Here is a 22062-nt window from a genome sequence, read left to right on the forward strand (position 1 = left end):
CTTTCACGCTTTCGAGAACCTCAAGCAGCCGTTGCGCTAATTCGAATGCCTTATTCAATGTTATCGCTTGCAACTCGGGATCCTCCGGTTAGTCTTGCGAAAAAGAGTTTCTGACTTCTCGCATAAGCAGCCAATCGTCCGCCGAATCGATTACACCGATTTTTTCCAAGTGATAGAGCTTATCGATGAATGCTTTTAATTCGCCGGGCTCTTTAGTCAATTCCAATACTGCCGGAAATAACTGCGCCCCCATCAGATCTTGTAGCTTTGAAAAACGCGTCGAAAACTGATCAAGTATTGCAAGTTCTACATTGCTTAATCGCGATAACGCATCTGCTGCAAATGGCGAATGCGGCTGTAATTCTGTCATAGCCCAACGGAGCCGTTCGGCATGACGGTCACATATTTTCAATACGCCTTCGATTTGCTCTTTCATTGCAATCGCACCCCAGTCTGTTTAGCTATCCGATAGATCGGCAAATCGACTGACGTAGCGGCTCTGTGCAAAACGATATCGATTTTTTGATCGCCGATTTTTTTTTGTGGAGTTCGCGTAAAAACTGTAATTTGGCCGTTATCAATTCCTCGGCATTTTGTGTTGGTGTTTCGATATACAAATCAATATCGCCGCCTTTGCGTGTATCGTCAACTCTCGATCCGAATAACCAAACCTGCACTTCCTTGCCGAAGTAGCGTAACGCACTTTCACAGATGGCTTGCTTTTGCATGGGGCTTAGACGCATGATTCGTCCACGTTTCTGATTGGGCACATCTGCCTGATTTGCCGCGGCATTGGGATTGCCATGCGCCCAGAAGGCAGCATCTCACCCGCCGTGCTCATCCAGCCATGTTTGTAGATCGCTCAATTCTCTGAAATCCAACAACGCATCGGCCAAGTCTTCCAGAGCTTCGAGTGAGAGTGCGGGTAATCTTGACAGCAGTTGTTCGAGCGTTGGTTGTAGCCCGAGTTTTCGGCGCAATTGACGGTTTATTAGCGCCATGCATTCGCTTTTACGACCTTCTTCGCGACCTTCTTCGCGGCCTTCTTCGCGACCTTCTTGTCTCAGTAATTGTGCTATACCCATGGTTTCACCTGCTTCTGATAGATAACGCTCACAATAGTTTTGTGTTTCTTGCTCGGTAAGATCCGCATAGTAATCAATAAATTCCACATATTTCAATTGCTTTTCCGGATTGCGTTCCAACGTCGCCAAGCCTATTTGCGCATCGGAATAGATGTCCAGTTTGTCCTCCGGCGCATACTGCATATTCGGCAGATTCAGCCGAGCCACGATGTTATCGCTCTGACGATAGTGTTCCGCCGGCAGGCGCTTTAGTTCGCACGCTAAATAAAGAAACTGCAAATAGCAGTATCGTTCACCGCCCAATTTCAATTCCTGTGGACGTCTGCCTTCGTTCAGAAATATGACAACCGGGACAATTCGATCGGTATCCATCAGTTCTGACAAATCCAAACAATAATGCGCCAGTCGGTGTATCGAAAAACGGCGCTGTTCGGTTTCTTCTTCGAGCACGAATAAAATTGCTTCTTTTCTGCCATCCGGCCATTCCACCAACAATGGCACGTCCAATTCACGAAAGCGGTCTCCTAGGCGATTTTTCAACTGTTCTTGACGAATTGGAATGATACGCGCTTGTGCGAAGTCAGCTGTCGCTTCTTCAGCCGCGAAAAACTCCAGCGCTTGAAGCGGATAATCTAAAATCAGGTTTTTGAAGTTTTGATCATGCATGAAAATTCATTACCTTTATTTCTTTCAATTAACACGAGTAACGGCTATATCAATTCCTTCATGAACCTCCCGAGAATAGCCTGTTTTAGCGCTTTGTTTCCTTGATCTAGCCGGGGGCGATAGCCGTAACCCGATCATCAATTGGGTACCCTGCCGGGTTACGCTCAAGCTAACCCGACCTACATTACTACTTTCTTATTCAAATAAACGACTTAATAGTTCGTCTCGGGTTAGATTAAAATGCGATGCAACATCGTTCAATATGGCTGATAACACACCCGTTCTCAGCGGATTATGTGCTGGGATTGTTATGTGATGTTCGCCTTTTTCTAATGTCGTTAACCGCATGTGGCTACCTGTTTGCCGCGTTATTTGGTAGCCTAGAACCGCTAATTTTTTAGCGAGTAATATTCCTGTTAGATCTCGCGGCAACTTCATGCTGCAATCACTTCGTCACGGACAAAATGCAAACGAATAATGCTCGGCTTGTCTTCCGACTCGAAGTGGCAGGCGACCGCATCTCGAACATTAGCATGCAGTTGTTCTATATCATCCGCCTCGGTATATATTGAACAGCCAAGCGCTTTAGCGATAAAACCGCCCTCCGCGGCTTCTTCTACAACAAAAATTATTTCGTTCATTTGCGCATTATCTCAGTTGTTTTTAATAATAATCCTAGAAAGAGCAGTTGGCATGTGTTGTAGACCGTTCGTGCTGAGCCAAGTCGAAGCATGAAGGGTCTACAACACTTTCACCGGCCTGGTGAAGCCTCAAACTACCGTTCACCCTTCGACAGGGCTCTCCTGAGCGCAGTCGAAGGGCTCAGGGCGAACGGTAGTTTGAGGCTCTCAGCTGCTCTTTTTAGGATAATCGTTTCACGATCATAACCCGAATATCTATAGAGTAACTATTCAGTCCCCGGCAATTATCGTTCCCACGCTCTACACCACTGCCATTAAGTTAAGCCGTCACAGAGATAAGTAATGCTTGCATTCAGGCTCTAATGTGCCTCAAAAGCTTGCCATCCATGGCACTGGATTCCTCCACAAATCCGTACGGAACGGATTTGAATTTACCCGAAGGGCTCCGGGCAGGATAGCCCGGAGTGAATCCATGACGGAATGACGGGTTTCCCTTAACTTAATGGCAGTGACGCTCTCCCGCTCATCGTTATACATAAGTCAAAAATTTCTCTTTTGCAATCTTAGCCAATGAGAGCTCGATACCTTTATTGTCATTTAACACACTCGGCTATCCTTCACCTAGCGCTAGGCGATCCGCGTAGGGTACGCTGTGCGTACCATGGTAACCCCGCAATGTTCATGTGCCAACCGAACCGTCAGGGCACGGCTTTGGTACGCGCAGCGTACCCTACAATTTATGTATAACGATGAGAGCTCTGCGTAGGAACGATAGTGGGATACGAATAATTACTCGATCGACACCCTTATTCAAGATGACCACTCCTTTATCAATCGCGCAAGAATAGCCTGTTTCAATGCCTGGCTTCCTTGATCCAGCTTCAGTTCCGCTATTTTGGCGTCGGCCTGTTCTTTTAATTCTTCGGTCAAATAGGCCACTTGTTTGTATTCGCCATTTTCGCTCACGATGCGGATCAACGTCGCTTCACTGCCGGCTTCTGCTTTTTGTTGCTCGGCGTGGACGATCGCAAGCTCTTTCAGTCTTCCGCTTAATTCGATTAAACGATAAGCGGCTTCGGTGGTGTTGTTTGGCTTCCATTTATCGGGCGGCGCTTTGCCTAAAAATGCGGCGACCGATTCCAACCAAGCCGTATCGGTGTCTTTGTCGTTCTGCAATCGGATAATGAATGCCTTCAAGCCTACGCCATCGATTGTATAGTTTTCCAGGCCGGAATAGCGTTGTTTCAACGTTTGCCTCAGACTTTTTAGATCGACATTTTCGTTCATGTCGAACGCCTGGCTAAGTTGCTGTTGAAATTGCACCAATAAATTTTGATAGGCTTTGTTCAGGATATTCAGGCTTTCAACCAGAACATTTAAAAAGTCGTTCGGATTGCTATCGTTAAAGTGTGTTTCGTCGGTATATGCATGGAAACCGCAGGCTTCCGGCAACTCTTTAAATAAGAGTTGCATTGGGCTTTGAGTGTTCTGGAATGCATCGCGCACGGCCTGAGCTTTTTGATCCAAATTTCGGCTCGCTAAGGTATAAGGCGGCAATTGATGAATGAATTTGGCCAAGGGTTTGACGATGTCTAACAGTGTGCTGTTTTCCGGCGATTTTCCGACCAATTTTTCTAAATATTGATTAAAGAGATCGGCTCTAATACCACTAAAATCAAAGGCTTCAATGGAAAATAATTCAGGCCGCTTTAATAAAATTTCAAAATATTCTTGTGACACATGCGGACAAAACACACCGCTTTCGTATAAAGCTAAGGAGCGTTGTTTTGAGAGGTAATAGGCGATAAAAAGCAGCGGCACAACACCTTGTTTAATACCGTACGGCGGCTTGCTCAACAATTTATAAAGCGCCGTCAACGGTTGCGGACGGCCGTCGGATTTTAAATAGTTATCAATGCCTTGCCATACACGAAACAATTGATAGGCATTATCGGGCGACGGTTCGACAATCTGCCAAAAGCCATTGCGATTGACATGAATGCCGGTTTCTTTAAAAACCGCTCGGTATATGGATTTTTCGGGGGGATATTTGGTCGAGTCAAACCCTAAGTCTTCTAGGTGCGCATGGTTTAATAAGGCCGCTACTAATTTATTTCTTGCCGAGCTTGCTTGCGCCGAGATTTTGTTACGGTTGACTAATTCATTTTTGATAATCGGCGTTTTGGCGTAAACAGTCTGCAAAATTGTAGACAATTGATGTTGCAATGTCTTTTTGTTCGCTATGTTTAGCGTATCGGCTCGCCAAATCCACAGATTTTGTTCCGGTTGTTCCAGTATTTGATTTAACAGAAACGCTTCCGTTTGCCGTGCAGCGTTCAATCTGTCTTTCAATTCCCTCCCCGCAACGGGGTCCGATTTTATCTCCGGACTTTCGGTTTGAATTCTTTCCAAGGCCAATACTTCAACTATCGCGTTGTACAGTTGAGTTACATTGTTACACAAGGCAAATAATGTCAGTTCGTTTGCTTCTTTCGTGATGTTGTAAAAAGCATTGAGTGCGTCCGAATCCTCCGCCAAAAAGAAAATTATGCGCGGCGAATCGTTTTGCTTAATCTGCTTTAAGCTCTGTTGAGACGAGGCATATATTGGCTGAAAGTAGCGCAATGTCCCGGTTGCAATGGAATATCTTCTGGCTACGATCGGCAGTAGCGTTTTACGCTTGTTTAATACGTCGGACAAATCGATTCGGCCTAGCTGCTGAGTAACTTCATTGACTTGCGCTTCTAGGTCAAAATCACTGCCTTCCCAGATTCGATACTCGGCGCTGAATTTACGATAGGTGATAATCGATTTAGTTTGCAATGACTCAAGGTCTACAATGACCTGGTCGGTATCTGGGAAGCATTGTTGCAACAATGGGTAACTTGCTTTTAATCCGCCGTGGGCGCCCATGATATTGAATAAGCCGATGGTCTTTAGCAGTTTGATTTCACTATCTTTAGCATCCCCTAAGCGCTCGATCGCAATCAAAACTTCTGTCCAACGTCGATGCGTCGCATGGTCGGAGGTCATGGACGGTTGATTTAGAATAAAGTATTCAAATATTTCCCAAGGCGGCACCCAATCGCCGACATTATGCAGGCGTTTTAGTCCATCTTGAAATCCGTAATGCTCTTGGCTGCCTAAATAGCTGAATAAGGTGCGCTCATTCTGCGCCACTTTTTGACATAACACCGGTAAAATCAACGCGGCAATGGGATGTAACGGGTAACATTTTGCTAGTATGTCTTCGGCAATTGCGGCTGATACCGAGACCGGTAGGGCATTTTGTTTAGCAAGTACCGAAATGATTGTTTGGGTCTGTTGTCGTATCGCTATACGCTGAGATTCTGTTAAGTTCGATTTAAAAGCGGCGGCAACGACACGTAATGTTTGTTCGGCTGATTCCAGGAAAGGTATGCTTTCAAAACGCCCCTGTACTTTTACCCATTCGTTAAGCAGCGTTTCTCCGAGGCCTTTTGAATATTGTTCAAAAGCCTGATGCATAAGGACGACGAGTAACACATTGGCTTCTCCGCCTTTATAAGCATATTCGGCTAATGCCTGTAACAAATAAATATCGTTAGCACCCTGATGTCGTGCTTCGTACTCAAGAAACTTACCTAATTCGTCAATAACAATGAGAACGCCTCTGCCTCGCGCGTGAAGAACGGCTTGTTTCAATCGATGCAGTAAAGCGAGTATTTCGCTAACCGTTGCGCCTTCCTGTGCCGCGGCTGCAAGTTCTTTTATGATGCTTGGTTTTTTGCCTTGTTTTTCTTGCCAAAAGCTTTCCGCCGCCCAATGCATCGCTTTCAGCAATCGCCTACTCAACGATTCGGAACTACCTGTTAATATCACAGTGCAATAAGCATTGGATTCTTGCGTATGGGCAATATATTTTTGCGCCAACGCAGGATTGTGTTTTGTTAACAAGCCTTCTGCCGTAACGCTTGTCATGTAGTTTGGGTGTTCTAGTAAATGTGTCAGGAAAATGGCAAATGACGATTTTCCGGAGCCATAAGGCCCCACTAATGACCATGCTCTTGGCATGGATTGGTCATTAAACGTCGAGGCAATTTTGTTCAACACCAGCATCGCTTTTGATGTTGGAATGTAGGCGTTTAAAATTGGACTTGAATCGATGTCTCTTTCGAGATTGATGGATCGAGTATAGTGCGTATCGACTTGTACGAATGCTTCCATTATGCGTTAACCCATTCCCTGTTTTCATAGTGATGGCGTAAAAAACTTAACGATTCGACGTTTTCATCATCGCGAAATAATTGATTAATCCCTGCGGTCTCATTGATTTGGTAAACGCGCGGATAACGCTCGATTAAGCGCTCAAGCTTGGCTAATAATTCGCTTTCCGTTAAGCGAAATATGCTGCCGATAGCAACCCCTTGTTTTTCGCCATACATTAATTCGGCTATAGGCAATGTTGATATTTTACGATGATTAAAAATTTCATTAACAGCGTAACCGAATACAGCCAAAGGCAAGTGATTACGACGTTTCAGACGCGTTAAATAATGCTGAGGCGAGGTTCCTGCCGATATCAATTGCAACGAAGCCAACGGCACATCTAAGATATCTTCCAGGTCTACTTTTGCCGTGGCTTTTGTCTGGCTATACATTCTTAAAATAAGATTTATTTCGTTCTTGACAGTTCTTTCCGAATGTTTTCCTGTCAACTCTTGATTAACAAAATCGACAAGCGAGTTGGCCGCTTCATCTACTGTAAACTCGGACTTGTGGAAACAATTGAAAAACCAAAACCAAGCCGTTGCCAATTCAGCATTAGAGGCTAACATCCAATGGATTAACCATAGCGTTGCTTCATCTTCAAGATAAGGATCCCAACCCTGTTCTGAAAATAACGCATTTCCGATTTCCGTTGCGTGTAACCCATCCTGACTGACTTCTAACATTTGTGTTGCGCGCAACCAATAACGGATAGCATTCACCATGTTTTTGCCCACGCCGAGTTGAACGGTGGCTTCATCGGAAGAGAATATCTCGTTATTGTGCTGAAACGCTTGAAATCCTTTTGTTAGCCAGCCGTAACGTAGAGCAAATGTTTCATGTCGGCCAAAAGCCGCCTTATTGGGCGTGAGAGATTTGATTAAGCAATCCATGTTTATGTGTAAATTCAATTTTATGAGCAGGCGGCATTATACATTTATCCGTAACTAACTTTAAGGCTGTGCATGCATTAGCAGCTGAAGCATAAGTATGAGGTCGGGTTACTTTCTTATCCCCGCTCGCCGGCATAACGCCTCTCGATGGTCTTGAACCCGACGATACGCCCCCTGCATTGATGCGTGTCATGCCATTTTAGACCGGATCGGGTTAATCGTCAGATTCACCAAGAAACGACTTACAAACTCAATGAAACTCTTGTACTATTGGCTGGTCTGAATTATCCGTAAGTTATTAATTGACATAGGAGTCATTAAACATGAGATTGAATACCGCAGTTTCACGCCCGGAAGCCAGCATTCTGGCGACCAACAAAATGCTGAAAAACACTTATATGCTGTTGTCGATGACCTTATTGTTCAGCGCACTGACAGCAGGTCTGGCAATGACGCTGAATCTGCCTCACCCCGGAATGATCGTCTCGATGATCGGCTATTTCGGCTTACTATTTCTGACGACCAAATTCAGTAACAGCAGCCTTGGCCTAGTCTTTGTATTTGCATTGACCGGTTTCATGGGGCTGACCCTGGGACCTATCTTAAGCATGTATATCAATGCATTCAGCAACGGTCATGAATTAATCCTGACAGCACTAGGCGGCACCGGCGTAATTTTTCTGGGCCTTTCCGCCTACGCACTGACGACCCGCAAGGATTTCAGCTTCATGGGGGGATTCTTGATGGTCGGCATTCTCGTTGCCTTTTTGGCCGGAATCGGCGCGGTCGTATTTTCGATGCCCGCACTGTCCTTGGCTGTATCGGCAATGTTCATTCTGCTGATGTCGGGCATGATTTTATTCCAAACCAGCGCCATCGTTAACGGCGGCGAAAGCAATTACATTCTGGCGACGGTCTCGTTGTATGTGTCTATTTACAACTTGTTCCTGAGCTTGTTGCAATTGCTTGGCGTCTTCGGCGGCGATGATTGATCGAAACACACCGCGCGTCAAAAGCCCGGTATTTGCCGGGCTTTTGTTTATTTGTTTCGCATTGAGCGGCTGCGAAAGCGCAAAAACACCCGACGAAGTCACCCGCTCTTTCTGGACTGCTCTAATCGATAACGACTTGGCTACCGCCGAAAACTACGTAACCGATGCCAGCAAGGCCTCGCTTGCCGCATCTTCTCACGATTATTCAAACATCACCTCGCTCGAAACCGGCAAAGTGATCATCGACGGCGAAATTGCTTCCGTCGAAACGATCCTTAAACCCGAAGACACGAGCCTTAGTACTCGACCCTTTGAAACGGCATTGGTCATCGAAAACGAATTGTGGCGAATCGACTACCGCCGAACACGGCAAAACATGGCAGGAACCGTATTCGACGGTTTTTTCAAAAGCCTGGAAAACCTCGGCGAAAAATTCCAAAACCAATTCGAAAAACAACTGCCCTTGCTTGAAAAAGAGATCGAATCGTTCGGGGAGAAAATGGAAAAACAACTGGAAGAATTCGGCCGCGAATTAGAAAAAAAACTGCCTTCGAAACAACCTGAACCGCAACCTGATACGATTTAACAAAAATATCAGTTATACCTTTCGCACTTCAAATTTCGGCAGTGCTTGAGGAGGCGCTGGGGTGTGCGGCAAAGACTTTGACAGCATGGAGTTGCATAGAGCCTACAAGAACGTATTCGCCCGGCGCCGAAATTTAACTCGCAAAGGGTATAATAGCGTCTCACTCAAAAACAGTACTTCCACTTTTTTCACAAATTATTTTTTAAATGACAGGAATCAAACTATTTGTCGGCCTTGGCAACCCCGGCAAGCAATATGAAGATACACGACATAATGCCGGCTTTTGGTGGGTAGACCATATCGGTCGACTCAACAATACTCGAATGAATGCCGAAGCCAAGTTTTTCGGAAACGCCGGCAAACTAAACACTTCGGGCCATGAGGCATGGCTTTTAAAACCTTCAACCTTCATGAATCTCAGTGGCCGTTCGGTTAGCGCGCTGGCAAATTTTTACAAAATCCCCCCCGAAGAAATCCTAGTCATTCATGACGAGCTTGATCTCCCCCCCGGTACTTGCAAGTTGAAGAAAGGCGGCGGACACGGCGGCCATAACGGCCTAAAAGACATCAATGCGCAATTAGGCAGCAACGAATACTGGCGATTAAGACTCGGCATAGGTCATCCGGGCGATAGAAATGCCGTTGTCAATTATGTGCTGCACACACCCTCAAAAAACGAACTGCAAGTTATAGAACGATCGATAGAAGAAAGCGCTTCAGTCTTATCATTATTGCTTCAAGGGCAATTCGATCAAGCCATGCAAACGCTACATAGCAAATCAGCGTAAGCCACGGTCGTGGGGCAGCCCTGCAATACTAGGCTATCGAAAAAGCCATTTTTAGCTAATTGCTGTGTTCCCGCTTTTTAATCTCAAAATTTATCCTGATTAGCAAGTTTCTTCAGCTAAAGCCCAAAGATCAGCATATCCTTAGCAGGACGGGGTTCGCAAGCCATGCGCGCCAAGCTAAAAACGGCCAACCCACATCACGCTCTTTCCCAAGCTCCAGCTTGGGAAAGACACCCCGGAAGCTCCAGCTTCCTGTGACCGACACAACCTCCGCACATTCTCAATCAATCCCGACTCGCTCGTTCAATCTTTCTTGATTGTCGGGAAGCTAGAGCTTCCCGAACAGGTTACCCAAGCTGGAGCTTGGGTAACAGCATATTTTAGTTTTTGCGACTACGACTGGCCCCTGCTCGGACACTTGGCTTCGGCAAGCTGAAGCATCTTGCTAATCAGGAAATTTATTGGAAATTGTTTGATGATCATAGGTTATAAAATGCCAGTCATTTTTTCTGACATGACAATTGGTAAATTTTGACACCCTACAGCAACACCCAATTTGGAAATCAACAAGAGCGAGAAGTGTGCTTGGCGAAAAATAATCGTTGTAATGAGCTCGAAACAGACAGAAGAAACCAAAGTATGCCAAAATGCGCTTTAAACCACACTGCCCAACACAGGTCTCATTATGAATGATTGTTTTATGATTGAAATTACAGCTAACGAAGCGCGTAGACTCGTTCGGCGGGGGATAGTGGACTCTTTTAGGATCAATAACGACTCAAACCGCATTCGGGTATTCATCGTTATCGGTAGCGAAGCCGGACACGTATTAAACACATCCTATCCAACAATCGAGTCGGCTCAAAGAGCGATTGACGAACTTAATTGGACCGGAGCTGTCGTCATTGACTGATAATCGATAACCTGGGTAAAGCGTATTGAAAGATAGGATCAGCAGAAATTGACGCAAATAAGGATGTATTCACGGCACCTCACTGGCGAGTAGCCAGTAGCCGCAATCCCAAGCTCTTTCATTTTCCTGGAGGAGTTGAAAGCATATTCTTGAGCGTTAGATAAGCATTGAAGCACCTATAAATGGCACCTCGAAATGACAGCATTATGACTTAATCGAAAATCACAAGCTTTTGAATCAATTGGTCGGGGCGAAAGGATTTGAACCTTCGACCCCTTGCACCCCATGCAAGTGCGCTACCAAGCTGCGCTACGCCCCGACGATTTGAAAAAGAATCGAATGATACTGGATATTCGTTAAAAAGTGAATACAAACTTAATTATTCCGACCTATCTTTTGAATAATAAAGCGTGCCAATTATTTAAGAATTTCCAGTATATCTTCTAATTCGCCGATCATTTGATGAATCAACTGCTTGGTCCTAGTTGAGTCTTCCTTAGCATCGTCGCTTGATAAGTGCGCCCTCGCGCCTCCTATCGTATAGCCTTGCTCATAAAGGAGCGATCGAATCTGTCGAATCATCAATACATCGTGCCTTTGATAGTAACGACGGTTACCCCGCCGTTTTACTGGGGCTAGCTCTGAAAACTCCTGCTCCCAATACCTTAGTACATGCGGCTTGACCGCACATAACTCGCTGACTTCACCTATCGTAAAATAGCGTTTCGCCGGTATCTGTGGCAGTTCATTATTATTACTCGGTTCCAGCATAAGCTTCTACTCGGGCTTTTAGTTTTTGACCGGACCTGAATGTTACCACACGACGGGCGGTAATAGGTATTTCTTCACCTGTTTTCGGATTTCTACCCGGCCGACTGTTTTTGTCCCGAAGTTCGAATTTGCCGAATCCCGATAATTTGACCTGTTCTCCGTTTTCCAAAGATCCTTTTATTTCTTCGAAAAACAAATCCACCATGTCTTTCGCTTCGCGCTTGTTTAATCCAAGCTCGTCAAATAGCCTCTCGGCAAAATCAGCTTTCGTTAATGCCATAAATTTAATCCCTCAGTTTTGCATTGGTCTTATCGGCTAAAGCCGCTAACAGTTTGCTAAATATAGCATCTATTTGCGAATCGGTAAGAGTTTGTGAAAAATCTTGAAAAACCAGCCCTAAGGCAATGCTTTTGCAACCGGCTTCGACACCAGCTCCACGATACACGTCGAAAATCATAATGTCTTGTATCATCGGTTCGTTACAGCTTTTTATCGTATCGACGATTTGACCGGCCGTCACTTTTTCATCGACGATCAAGGCCATATCACGGCGTACCGAAGGAAACTTCGATAATGGTTTGAACGCAGGAATCGCTTTATTCAGCAACAAATCTTGGTCCAACTCAAACAGGAAAACTCTCGAATCGAAATCGAGCTGCTTTTCGAGCAACGGATGCAACATGCCTAACCAGCCTACATTTTCTCCTGACGCAGAAAGAATTTGCGCCGACTGACCAGGATGTAAAGCGGGATTCATTGCCGCCTCAAAACGAAACTTCATACCGGTTAAGGCAAACAGGGCCTCAAGATCGGCCTTAACATCGAAAAAATCGATTGCACGGCCATTATCTCCCCATTGCTCGGCATAAACATCGCCGATCGCGAGACCTGCCAGCATTTTTTGCTGATGAGTCGCGCCGCCCCGACGCACGAAACGTAAACCGGTTTCGAATAACCGGACCCGAGTATGCTGCCGATTGATATTATGCAAGGCGGCACGCAGCAAGCCGCACCATAAAGTGGTTCTCATCACAGCCAATTCCGATGAAATCGGATTCTGCAATGGAATAAACTCATCATCCGGCGCGATGATTTTTTGTATCGCCTCATCGACGAAACTATAGGTGATCGCTTCTTGATAACCTCTATCGACTAAAAAATCCTTCGCTCTATCGAGTTCGAGTATCGCTTCCGGCGCCTTGCTCAACTCCGAGCGCATGAATAATTCGCTTTGCGGCAGATTGTTGTAGCCGACAATACGGGCCACTTCCTCGATCAAATCAGCCTCGATGGCGATATCAAAGCGGAATCCGGGCGGGGTAACCTGCCACCCCTCTTCCGCTGTTTCGACCGACATGCCCAGACGCTCGAAAATATCGGAAATCACCTCATCTTCAAGCTCGACGCAAAGAATGTCCAAAACTTGTTGTTTGCGCAATAAAACCGGCAAGCGCTTCGGCAAGGCCGTTTCGGTTTTGACTTCCGTAACCGGACCTGCGCTACCGCCCGCAATCGAAAGAATCAGTTGCGTCGCTCTTTCCAGAGCTCGAGATTGTAAATAAGGATCGACACCACGTTCGAAACGATGCGAGGAATCGGTATGCAAACCATATCGCCGGGCTTTGCCCATAATGGTATCCGGCGAGAAATACGCGCATTCCAAAAAGATATTGCTTGTTTTATCGCCGACAGCGCTTTCGCTACCGCCCATTACGCCAGCCAAGGCCAACGCACGGCTATCATCGGCGATGACCAGCGTTTCGTTATCGAGCACGATTTCTTGATCGTTCAACAGGCTCAGTTTTTCACCGGCCTCGGCTAAACGCACCCGAATTCCGCCGGTCAATTTATCGGCATCGAAGGCATGTAAAGGTTGCCCCATCTCCAACAATACATAGTTGGTGACATCGACCAAAGGCCCGAGACTACGCAATCCGGATCTTCGCAGACGCTCCTGCAGCCATAAAGGGGTTTCGGCGTCAGGATTGACATTTTTAATCAATCGACCGGTATAACGAGGGCAATATTCAACAGCCTCTACCGCGACCGCTAGCGTCTCTTGATGAGCCGCCGAAACCGGCATCACATGTTCCGGTTTAAAATCCAAGCGATTCAACACCGCCACTTCACGAGCAATACCTTCGACGCTCAGGCAATCGGCCCGGTTAGGCGTTAAATCAACCTCGATCATATTATCGTTCAGCGACAAATAATCTCGAATATCGGTTCCCACCGGCGAGTCGGCGGGCAATTCCATCAAGCCTTCGGCATCTTTTGCCAAACCCAGCTCTTTTTCGGAACACAGCATGCCGAACGATTCGACGCCGCGCAGTTTCGACTTTTTGATTTTGAAATCACCGGGCAATACCGCTCCGATCAGTGCCGCCGGAATTTTCAAACCGACGCGAACATTTGCAGCCCCGCAAACGATTTGCAGCGGTTCGGCTTCACCGACCTCAACCTTACAGACTCGCAATCGGTCGGCATCCGGATGCGGCTCCATCGCCAAAACTTCACCAACCACGACACCGTTAAATTCGGCCGCCGCAGGCGTCACCGAATCGACTTCGAGACCGGCCATTGTCAATTGCTCGACCAGTTCCGCCGTCGTAATCGGCGGATTGACCAACTCCCTTAACCAAGCTTCACTTAATTGCATGATCCGACCTTAACCTACCTAAATTGCTGCAAAAATTTCAGATCGTTTTCGAAAAACAATCTTAAATCGTTGATCCCATAGCGCAGCATCGCCAGGCGCTCGACCCCCATACCGAATGCGAAACCTGAATACATCTCATTGCTTATTCCCACCGATTTGAACACTTCGGGATGAATCATGCCGCAACCCATCACTTCGAGCCAGCCGGTATGTCCGCAAACGCGGCAGCCTTTTCCTTCACACATAACGCACTCGATATCGACTTCGGCGGAGGGCTCGGTAAACGGAAAATAGGATGGCCGGAAGCGTACTTGAATGTCTTTTTCGAAGAAGGCGCTCAGAAATTCATAAACAACGCCTTTTAAATCGGCAAAGCTCACGCCGCTATCGACCAAAAAGCCTTCGACCTGATGAAACATCGGCGTATGCGTGATATCCGAATCGCAACGATAGACACGCCCAGGCGCAATGACTTTCAAAGGCGGGCGCTGCGTTTCCATAACGCGTATTTGTACCGGTGAAGTGTGGGTGCGGAGCACTGTATGGGCATCGAAATAAAAGGTATCGTGCATGGCTCGCGCCGGATGATGATCCGGAATATTCAAGGCGCCGAAGTTGTGATAATCGTCCTCGATTTCAGGACCTTCGACGACATCGAATCCAACGCCGGCGAATATTTTTGCGATGCGGCGCAGGGTACGGCTAACCGGATGCAAACCTGCAACCTGTTGCCCTCGTCCCGGCAGTGTCACATCGACAGACTCGCTCGCTAAGCGCTGTTGTAGCGCCGCTTCTTCTAACGCTTGCTTCTTCGCGTCAAGCGCTTCTTGAAACTGGTTTTTTGCTTGATTGATGACCTGCCCGGCTTCTCGTCGCTGCTGCGGCTCGAGGTTGCCCAATTCTTTCATCTGCAGCGTAAATAGGCCTTTTTTGCCTAGATAATGAACGCGCACCTGATCCAACTGATTGAGGTCTTGAGAGTTCGCAAGTTCTTGTAAAGCTTGCGCCAGGAGATCTTCGAGAGTAGCCGACACTGCTCAACTCGCTATTAGAAATGAATGGGAAATATCGAAAAAGTGCGGCCGCTGCATTGCTGAAGCGGCCGCACTATGAAACGTGTATTTTAAAGAAAAACGCTTGGGGAGTCGGTCGCACTCGAGGAAGGCGCGCGATGCGCACCCTGCGTCATAGCTATTTCGAAAAATCGCGAAAAGCTGGAATGAACCGACCCGACCGGTTTTTCTTTTTTAGGGCTTACTGCAGTTGGCTTGCGCAATTTTAGCCAGTTCCGCGAAAGCTTCCATATCACGCACGGCCAAATCGGCTAACACTTTACGATCGACCGCAACATTGGCTTTATTCAAACCATTGATGAAACGACTGTAGGACATTCCGCACAGACGCGCAGCGGCGTTGATACGAACGATCCACAAGGCGCGGAATTGACGTTTTTTCTGTTTGCGGTCGCGGTAAGCATATTGGCCTGCCTTGATCACTGCTTGCTTAGCAACGCGATAAACCCGGCTACGTGCGCCGTAGTATCCTTTCGCTTGCTTTAAAATCTTTTTATGTCTTGCTCTGGCAGTTACGCCACGTTTAACTCTTGCCACTGTTCTTCTCCTGTCGTTTTAACTGTAAGGCATCATACGTGTCGCCATGCGCACGTCGGACGGGTGAAGATGGGCCGCTTTACGCAACTGTCTTTTTCTTTTGGTGGACTTTTTTGTCAAAATATGACGGCGATGCGATTGTCCGCACTTAAATCCGCCTGCGGTTTTCTTAAAACGCTTTGCCGCACCGCGATTAGTTTTAATTTTTGGCATTTGTTTGCTCCGATTAAAAATAGTAAGTTTCCTTGAGATTTAAACCCGACAAGGCAAAATGCAAGGCCCTGAAGAATTTGTGTCGCATTACTCTAAGCAATGCTTTCTGTTGCATTCCTAGCAACAAGGACGTACAAACCACGCCCTTTTATTTTTTCTTTTTCGGCCCCATAACCATAACCATTTGACGGCCTTCCATTTTAGGGAACTGCTCAACTAAGGCCAGCTCTTCCAAATCCTTTTCGATACGCTTCAATAAATCCATGCCCAACTCTTTATGAGCCATTTCGCGACCGCGAAAACGGAGCGTGATTTTGGTTTTATTGCCTTCTTCGAGAAACTTAGTCAGGTTTTTCAATTTAACCTGATAGTCTCCTTCTTCGGTGCCCGGACGAAACTTGATTTCCTTAACCTGTATCTGTTTTTGCTTTTTCTTGGCGGCCTGCTGTTTCTTGTTTTGTTCGAACTGAAACTTGCCGTAATCCATGACTTTACAAACCGGCGGATCCGCATTCGGTGAAATCTCCACCAGATCCAGGTTGTTATCATAAGCCAGCTGCTTTGCTTCATCGATCGATATTATGCCAAGCGCTTCGCCATCTGCACCAACGACTCTCACCCTTCTACAGGTGATCGTGTCATTTATGCGCACTTCGTCTTTTTTCGCTGAGATACCCTAATCCTCCAAACTATGATTATTTTTTGTCTTCAATCTCGCTACCAAGCCGTTCGGTCAATTGATCGATTGAAAGACTGCCTAAATCTTCACCCTTTTGCGTTCTAACCGTAACTACCTGATTGTCCATTTCTTTATCTCCGATAATCAAAAGATACGGCACCCGCTGCATCGAGTGTTCGCGAATTTTAAAGCCTATCTTCTCATTTCTCAAGTCAATTATCGTTCTGAAGCCTTGTTTTTCAAGCTTACCTACGACTTGTTCGGCATATTCGGCTTGTCTGTCGGCAATATTCAACACGGCAATTTGCACCGGAGAGAGCCAGAGAGGGAATGTGCCGGCATGTTGTTCGATCAGGATACCGATGAAGCGTTCGAGCGAACCGAGAATTGCTCTATGCAACATGACAGGTACTTGTTTAGAACCGTCTTCGGCGATATAACTCGCACCAAGCCGGCCAGGCATTGAAAAATCGACCTGTATCGTACCGCACTGCCAGACCCTGCCGATACAATCCTTTAACGAGAACTCGATTTTAGGTCCGTAGAAAGCGCCTTCACCGGGCTGCAATTGCCAATCCAGACCTTTGTTGTTCAATGCGACTTCCAGCGCATTCTCGGCCTTATCCCAAACAGAATCGTCACCCACCCTATTTTCCGGGCGAGTCGATAATTTGATAATGACTTCGCGGAAACCGAAATCTTTGTAAACTTCAAACAATAAGTCGATAAAGATCGATACTTCCTGTTGAATTTGATCCTCGGTACAGAAAATATGCGCATCATCTTGCACAAAGTTTCTAACCCGCATTAAACCATGCAAGGTTCCAGAAGGCTCGTTACGATGACAGGAGCCGAATTCGGCCATGCGAATCGGTAATTCGCGGTAGCTTTTCAGACCGTGATTGTAAATCTGCACATGGCAAGGACAGTTCATCGGCTTAATCGCATAATCGCGATTTTCCGAATGCGTCGTGAAAATCATATCGCCGAACTTATCCCAATGTCCGGACTTTTCCCACAACGATCGATCGACGACTTGCGGCGTTTTAACTTCTTGATAGCCGTTTAGACGCAGTTTATTACGGATGTATTGCTCAACCTGTTGATAGAGCGTCCAGCCTTTGCTGTGCCAGAACACCATGCCGGGCGCTTCTTCCTGAGAATGAAATAGATCCAACGCTTTCGCCAATTTACGGTGATCGCGTTTCTCGGCTTCTTCCAGACGATGCAGATAGGCCTTCAGCTCTTTGCTATCGCCCCAGGCAGTACCGTAAATGCGCTGCAGCATTTCATTATTGGAATCGCCGCGCCAATAAGCACCGGCAATCTTCATTAATTTGAAGGCTTTTAATTTACCGGTACTCGGCACATGAGGACCACGGCATAAATCGGTGAATTCGCCTTGGGCATACAAAGACAAATCTTCATTCGCCGGAATCGACTCGATGATCTCGGCCTTATAAGCTTCGCCTTGATCCTTAAAAAATTTGACCGCATCGTCGCGCGTCAACAAGAAACGCTTGATCGCGATATCCTCGTCGACGATTTGCTGCATCATTTTTTCGATCGCCGCAAGATCGTCCGGTGTAAACGGTCTTTTATAGGAAAAATCGTAATAAAACCCGTTTTCGACTACAGGACCGATCGTTACCTGCGCATCGGGAAACAATCTCTTAACCGCCTGAGCCAACAGATGCGCCGTGGAATGCCGAATCACGTCGACGCCTTCCTCATCTTTAGCGGTTACAATCTGCAAATGGGTATCTTGTTCGATGACCGTTTCGGCATCGACTAACTTATCGTCGACACGGCCGGCCAATGTAGCTTTTGCCAAACCGGAACCGATAGATCGCGCCACATCCATAACCGTGACGGCATGATCGAATTGACGCTGTGATCCATCGGGAAGTGTGATTACCGGCATGTTAATTTAAGCTTTTGAAAGTTCACTAACAAAAAAGCACCGATATACGGTGCTTTGAAATTTGGTAGGCGCGATTGGACTCGAACCAACGACCCCCACCATGTCAAGGTGGTGCTCTAACCAACTGAGCTACGCGCCTAAGGTCTATGTGTTCAGGCCGCCTATTATAACGATCCTTCTGTTTTTTGCAACGTTTTAAATCGATTTTTTTTCAGCCCAATTTAATTTCGTCATCGCAGCGAGCAAAAACGACGCCCATACGAATACAAAAACCATTGATATACCTTTCGCACTTCAAATTTCGGCAGTGCTAGAGTAGGCGCCCGGGTGTCAGACAAAGGCTTTGCCAGCATGGCACTGGCATAGAGACTACATGGGCGTATTCACGGCGTCCTTTGGCGGACACCCAGGCGCCGAATTTTGATCTACGACGGGTATAACCCAGCAATTTAATTTCATTGACACCAACCACATGCAATATTAGCCTGACAAGGTTTTTCAATAAAATCGATCGCATCGTGACCCGACAAAACCTGCAACAGCCGGAAATTCAAAATGACGACCATATCGATACGCGTAAAATGCGCGCTTGCCTTGATCTTGATCGCGATCGCCGGCATAGGTCCAGTCCCGATTACGTCGACACTCGGCGCCTTCGTTGCGTTGTTCCGCCCGCGTTGGTTCAAGACCCTGGTCGACAATGTATATGACAACGACCCGCAAATACCGAAGTCATTCAAAGCATCAGCACCTCATACTGACCGCCCTACCCTGAAGCACCGCGAAACGGCGCAGAACAACCATTCCTCGATCAAAACCCGCCTTTTATTTTTTTTACGATGCTCTCGGTGATGCTGCTTGACATCGGCCCGATACCGATAGCCAGCCTAATCGCGTTGTTCGCCGTCATCTTCCGCCCGCGCTGGTTTCTGGAACTATTCGAACGAGTCTATCAGGGCAAAACCTAATCATTTTTCCTGATTAGCAAGTTTCTTCAGCTAAAGCCCAAAAACCAGCATATCCCTAGCAGGACGGGGTTTGCAACCCCGTCCTAAACGTTTTGACTTTGGCCGAAGTCAGCCGAAATGTTTAGGGCAAACCGAAACGTTGGGGACGGGTTAAATAACCCGTCCCGCAGAAGTGGCTACGACTGGCCACTGCTCGGACAGTTGGCTTCAGCAAGCTGAAGCATCTTGCTAATCAGGTCATTTTTTGAGCATAAAGGGAGTATATGCTCAAATCTTTTGATGACCTCGACCGGCGGGCCGGTAGGCAACAGACTCGCTAACGGTCTCTAACTTTCGCCGACTTGAACGCCGAAACGCTCTCCGCACAAGTGGTTCTCCAATGCTGTAAAAAGCGATACGGCATAATCGCCGGCAACACACCAGTCGCTTTGCGGGCAATAGGCCTCGGCAAACAACCAAAAATCGCGCCAGCGCTGTTGTGTAAACGTGCCGTAACCGGTATAAAATTCGACCGGCAGGCCAGCATGTTTCGAAGTCAACGATTTGACGATCATCTGCCCGCCAAGCGTCGCGCCTTCGAGCACATACAACGCGGCAATCAATTCAGCGTCTTGCTCCAAATCCGGCATCGTCTCGACGGGCGGAATCGACTTTCGACCAAGCCTTAATAAATCGTTTGCAAGCAACGGCAATTTGACGCGTTCACGATAATCGAACGGCAGCGCCGATTGCTCGAGATAAGCTAGAATCTGCGGTTCGATAGCCGCATAAAATGCAAACATCGCTTGCAAAACATCCCCATAAACGGATTCGGTCAATTCGGTGTCCAGCAAGCTTCTCAGCATGCCGTTCCGATCGAGCCGGCGATGCGAATCCCGGGTTCGCTCTTTTAAAAAACTGTGTAACGATTCGGCAAAATTCTCGTTCATAACCAATGCAACATGATCTTTCTGAATTTTGTCGCGAGCAATTTATCCTGATCAGTCCATGGCAGGCTATAGCCTGACCTTACTTCCACCCACTTTTCGAACGACCGGCGCGGCGATAAAACGATCGCATCGGCTTTTTCCAAAATCGGCTTGTTCGGATTTCCCGCCCAAGGGATTTCCTGTTTTTCCTCTTTGCGAAACCAAAAAAAACGAAAATTACCTCGCCGCCCCAAATCGATTTTTATCGCCAGCATCCCGCTTACTATCGCCAATAACAACGGGTAATCGGGAAAAATATCACATAGTTTTTCATACGAGACGACCTCGTCGGTTTGCCGCCCGAACCAAGCGTCGATAGCGGCCATATCATTCATATCGGGAGTTGAGCCGACGCTGATCACGTCTTGATCGAAGATCGCCGCGAAACCGTCCGCTTGAAAAAATGCCATGATTTCCCGTTGGTTATCGTCGATATTGTCCAACGGGTTACCCGAGACGAAAATTTTATTGAGGAGCTGTTTCGCCTTACGCTCTAAATTATCGAGAGTTTTCAAACGATTACCGTTGAAGTAATTGGTCAATCCCAAGTTGTAGGATGCGACCAATTCGATACAGAGATGACGTTGATAACGCGATAATTTGAGCGGTGCATGATGATGGCCGGCGATCAACCCCCACAATTGACCGTTGAGCTTGATCGGTAACGACAATGAAGCCGCGACGCCCATGTTCTCGAGATATTGAATGTGCATCGGCGATACGCTGCGTAAATCGGTACGACTGAGATCGACCGGTTGATCGCCTAAGCCAATGATCGGTATCGGTTGCGCTTTGATATCGGGAATCGAACGAATCGGATTGAGTAAATATAAATTTCTCGCAATCGCCGGAATATCGCTGGCCGGGTATCGCAAGCCCATATAACTGCCCAAACCGGAAGCGGCCAGCTCGGCGATGACTTCTCCCGACCAGTCCGGATGAAACCGGTAGACCATGATTCTGCTCAAGCCGGTGACGACATTCAAAACTTCCAGAATCATCTGGTGATAGGCTTCCAGTTCGTTAGATTCTCGAATCGGCTTAATCAATTGTTGTCGATAATACTGAATGTCGTAATGAACGTCCGGAAGTTCATTACGTTCGATTTCAACCAACACGCCGTTTTCGGTACGAATCATCGCAACATCGAGCCAATCCCGCAGCTTGACGGCACGTTCCCAAAAAAAAGGTTTTCCATACTTGTCGCTCAATCGGCTGAGTCCTTCACGCAACCAATCATAACTATCGATCGATTGTTCCAGCATCTGACTGGATTCGATACCGGCGATCGAAGGCAAATTTTCGCTGGCATGCGTAATCAAATTATCGTCGGTATCGAGCCTTAATAAAGCACCGAACGGTTGTATCGCTCCGGAATGATGCAACGCTTCTTTTTCGCATTGCAGAGCCAATTCATCGATATTCATTTCCTTCATCAGTCAATCGTAAAATTATTG

Annotated in this window: 22 protein-coding genes and 2 tRNA genes; 4 read left to right on the top strand and 20 right to left on the bottom strand. The window is 46.9% G+C overall.

The genetic code is table 11. The features are described from left to right. Positions 1-88 precede the first annotated feature (88 nt). The 7 genes from METBU_RS23650 to METBU_RS0107880 form a co-directional block, all read right to left on the bottom strand. Positions 89-436, bottom strand: coding sequence for a hypothetical protein (locus METBU_RS23650; protein ID WP_017840093.1), 348 nt, complete (start codon positions 434-436; stop codon positions 89-91). Positions 437-461: 25 nt separating this feature from the next. Next, complete coding sequence (locus METBU_RS23655; protein ID WP_201764848.1) at positions 462-743, bottom strand: nucleotidyltransferase domain-containing protein; 282 nt, start codon at positions 741-743, stop codon at positions 462-464. 81 nt (positions 744-824) lie between these two features. Further along, positions 825-1751, bottom strand: coding sequence for a DUF4351 domain-containing protein (locus METBU_RS0107860; protein WP_017840094.1), 927 nt, complete (start codon positions 1749-1751; stop codon positions 825-827). Between the two features lie 195 nt (positions 1752-1946). Continuing rightward, complete coding sequence (locus tag METBU_RS28990) at positions 1947-2189, bottom strand: type II toxin-antitoxin system HicA family toxin (RefSeq protein WP_017840095.1); 243 nt, start codon at positions 2187-2189, stop codon at positions 1947-1949. Continuing rightward, a complete protein-coding gene (locus METBU_RS0107870; RefSeq protein WP_014147666.1) occupies positions 2186-2392 on the bottom strand; it encodes a 2-oxoisovalerate dehydrogenase E1 subunit beta in 207 nt (68 codons plus the stop codon). The genes METBU_RS28990 and METBU_RS0107870 overlap by 4 nt, the downstream gene beginning before the upstream one ends. A gap of 810 nt (positions 2393-3202) precedes the next feature. Then, positions 3203-6598 carry a P-loop NTPase family protein gene (locus tag METBU_RS0107875; protein ID WP_017840096.1) on the bottom strand — a complete coding sequence of 1132 codons (3396 nt, stop codon included), beginning with the start codon at positions 6596-6598 and terminating at the stop codon, positions 3203-3205. After that, on the bottom strand, positions 6598-7533 hold the full coding sequence (locus tag METBU_RS0107880) for a DUF4007 family protein (RefSeq protein WP_017840097.1): 936 nt from the start codon (positions 7531-7533) through the stop codon (positions 6598-6600). Before METBU_RS0107880 ends, METBU_RS0107875 begins: the two co-directional genes overlap by 1 nt. A 323-nt stretch (positions 7534-7856) precedes the next feature. Here METBU_RS0107880 and METBU_RS0107885 point away from each other — a divergent pair, with 323 nt between their 5' ends. From METBU_RS0107885 to METBU_RS27395, 4 genes are all read left to right on the top strand, one after another. Next, positions 7857-8525 (top strand): Bax inhibitor-1/YccA family protein, encoded by a 669-nt coding sequence (locus tag METBU_RS0107885; RefSeq protein WP_017840098.1) that lies wholly within the window; start codon positions 7857-7859, stop codon positions 8523-8525. Continuing rightward, positions 8518-9111 carry a hypothetical protein gene (locus METBU_RS23660; protein ID WP_017840099.1) on the top strand — a complete coding sequence of 198 codons (594 nt, stop codon included), beginning with the start codon at positions 8518-8520 and terminating at the stop codon, positions 9109-9111. Before METBU_RS0107885 ends, METBU_RS23660 begins: the two co-directional genes overlap by 8 nt. Before the next feature lie 206 nt (positions 9112-9317). Then, positions 9318-9899: an aminoacyl-tRNA hydrolase gene (gene pth, locus METBU_RS0107895; RefSeq protein WP_017840100.1), complete on the top strand. Its 582-nt coding sequence runs from the start codon at positions 9318-9320 to the stop codon at positions 9897-9899. A 700-nt stretch (positions 9900-10599) separates the two neighbouring features. Further along, on the top strand, positions 10600-10812 hold the full coding sequence (locus tag METBU_RS27395) for a hypothetical protein (protein ID WP_138767120.1): 213 nt from the start codon (positions 10600-10602) through the stop codon (positions 10810-10812). Positions 10813-11054: 242 nt separating this feature from the next. On the opposite strand, the gene METBU_RS0107900 is transcribed toward METBU_RS27395, so the two are convergent. The 13 genes from METBU_RS0107900 to METBU_RS0107970 form a co-directional block, all read right to left on the bottom strand. Further along, a tRNA-Pro gene (locus METBU_RS0107900) sits at positions 11055-11131 on the bottom strand. Between the two features lie 98 nt (positions 11132-11229). Continuing rightward, positions 11230-11583 (bottom strand): MerR family transcriptional regulator, encoded by a 354-nt coding sequence (locus METBU_RS0107905; RefSeq protein WP_017840101.1) that lies wholly within the window; start codon positions 11581-11583, stop codon positions 11230-11232. Continuing rightward, entirely contained in the window at positions 11567-11863 is a 297-nt protein-coding gene (gene ihfA / locus METBU_RS0107910; protein ID WP_014147396.1) for an integration host factor subunit alpha, read from the bottom strand. Before ihfA ends, METBU_RS0107905 begins: the two co-directional genes overlap by 17 nt. A 4-nt stretch (positions 11864-11867) precedes the next feature. Next, positions 11868-14243 carry a phenylalanine--tRNA ligase subunit beta gene (gene pheT, locus METBU_RS0107915; protein ID WP_017840102.1) on the bottom strand — a complete coding sequence of 792 codons (2376 nt, stop codon included), beginning with the start codon at positions 14241-14243 and terminating at the stop codon, positions 11868-11870. A gap of 14 nt (positions 14244-14257) precedes the next feature. Next, a complete protein-coding gene (pheS, locus tag METBU_RS0107920; RefSeq protein WP_017840103.1) occupies positions 14258-15277 on the bottom strand; it encodes a phenylalanine--tRNA ligase subunit alpha in 1020 nt (339 codons plus the stop codon). Positions 15278-15490: 213 nt separating this feature from the next. Then, positions 15491-15853 carry a 50S ribosomal protein L20 gene (rplT, locus tag METBU_RS0107925; RefSeq protein ID WP_017840104.1) on the bottom strand — a complete coding sequence of 121 codons (363 nt, stop codon included), beginning with the start codon at positions 15851-15853 and terminating at the stop codon, positions 15491-15493. Positions 15854-15871: 18 nt separating this feature from the next. Next, on the bottom strand, positions 15872-16066 hold the full coding sequence (gene rpmI / locus METBU_RS26055; protein WP_083877669.1) for a 50S ribosomal protein L35: 195 nt from the start codon (positions 16064-16066) through the stop codon (positions 15872-15874). Positions 16067-16214: 148 nt separating this feature from the next. Further along, the gene (gene infC / locus METBU_RS0107935; protein ID WP_235726392.1) at positions 16215-16718 is read right to left on the bottom strand and encodes a translation initiation factor IF-3; all 504 of its coding nucleotides are present in this window, start codon (positions 16716-16718) and stop codon (positions 16215-16217) included. Between the two features lie 43 nt (positions 16719-16761). Continuing rightward, the gene (gene thrS / locus METBU_RS0107940) at positions 16762-18669 is read right to left on the bottom strand and encodes a threonine--tRNA ligase (RefSeq protein ID WP_017840107.1); all 1908 of its coding nucleotides are present in this window, start codon (positions 18667-18669) and stop codon (positions 16762-16764) included. Positions 18670-18731: 62 nt separating this feature from the next. Beyond that, positions 18732-18808, bottom strand: a tRNA-Val gene (locus METBU_RS0107945). 316 nt (positions 18809-19124) lie between these two features. Continuing rightward, entirely contained in the window at positions 19125-19289 is a 165-nt protein-coding gene (locus METBU_RS28020; protein WP_017840108.1) for a hypothetical protein, read from the bottom strand. Positions 19290-19963: 674 nt separating this feature from the next. Further along, entirely contained in the window at positions 19964-20566 is a 603-nt protein-coding gene (locus METBU_RS25215; protein ID WP_017840110.1) for a biliverdin-producing heme oxygenase, read from the bottom strand. Beyond that, complete coding sequence (locus tag METBU_RS0107970) at positions 20563-22041, bottom strand: GAF domain-containing protein (RefSeq protein WP_017840111.1); 1479 nt, start codon at positions 22039-22041, stop codon at positions 20563-20565. Before METBU_RS0107970 ends, METBU_RS25215 begins: the two co-directional genes overlap by 4 nt. Positions 22042-22062 lie beyond the last annotated feature (21 nt).

The sequence above is a fragment of the Methylotuvimicrobium buryatense 5G genome (genome assembly GCF_000341735.1).
Lineage (GTDB): Bacteria > Pseudomonadota > Gammaproteobacteria > Methylococcales > Methylomonadaceae > Methylotuvimicrobium > Methylotuvimicrobium buryatense.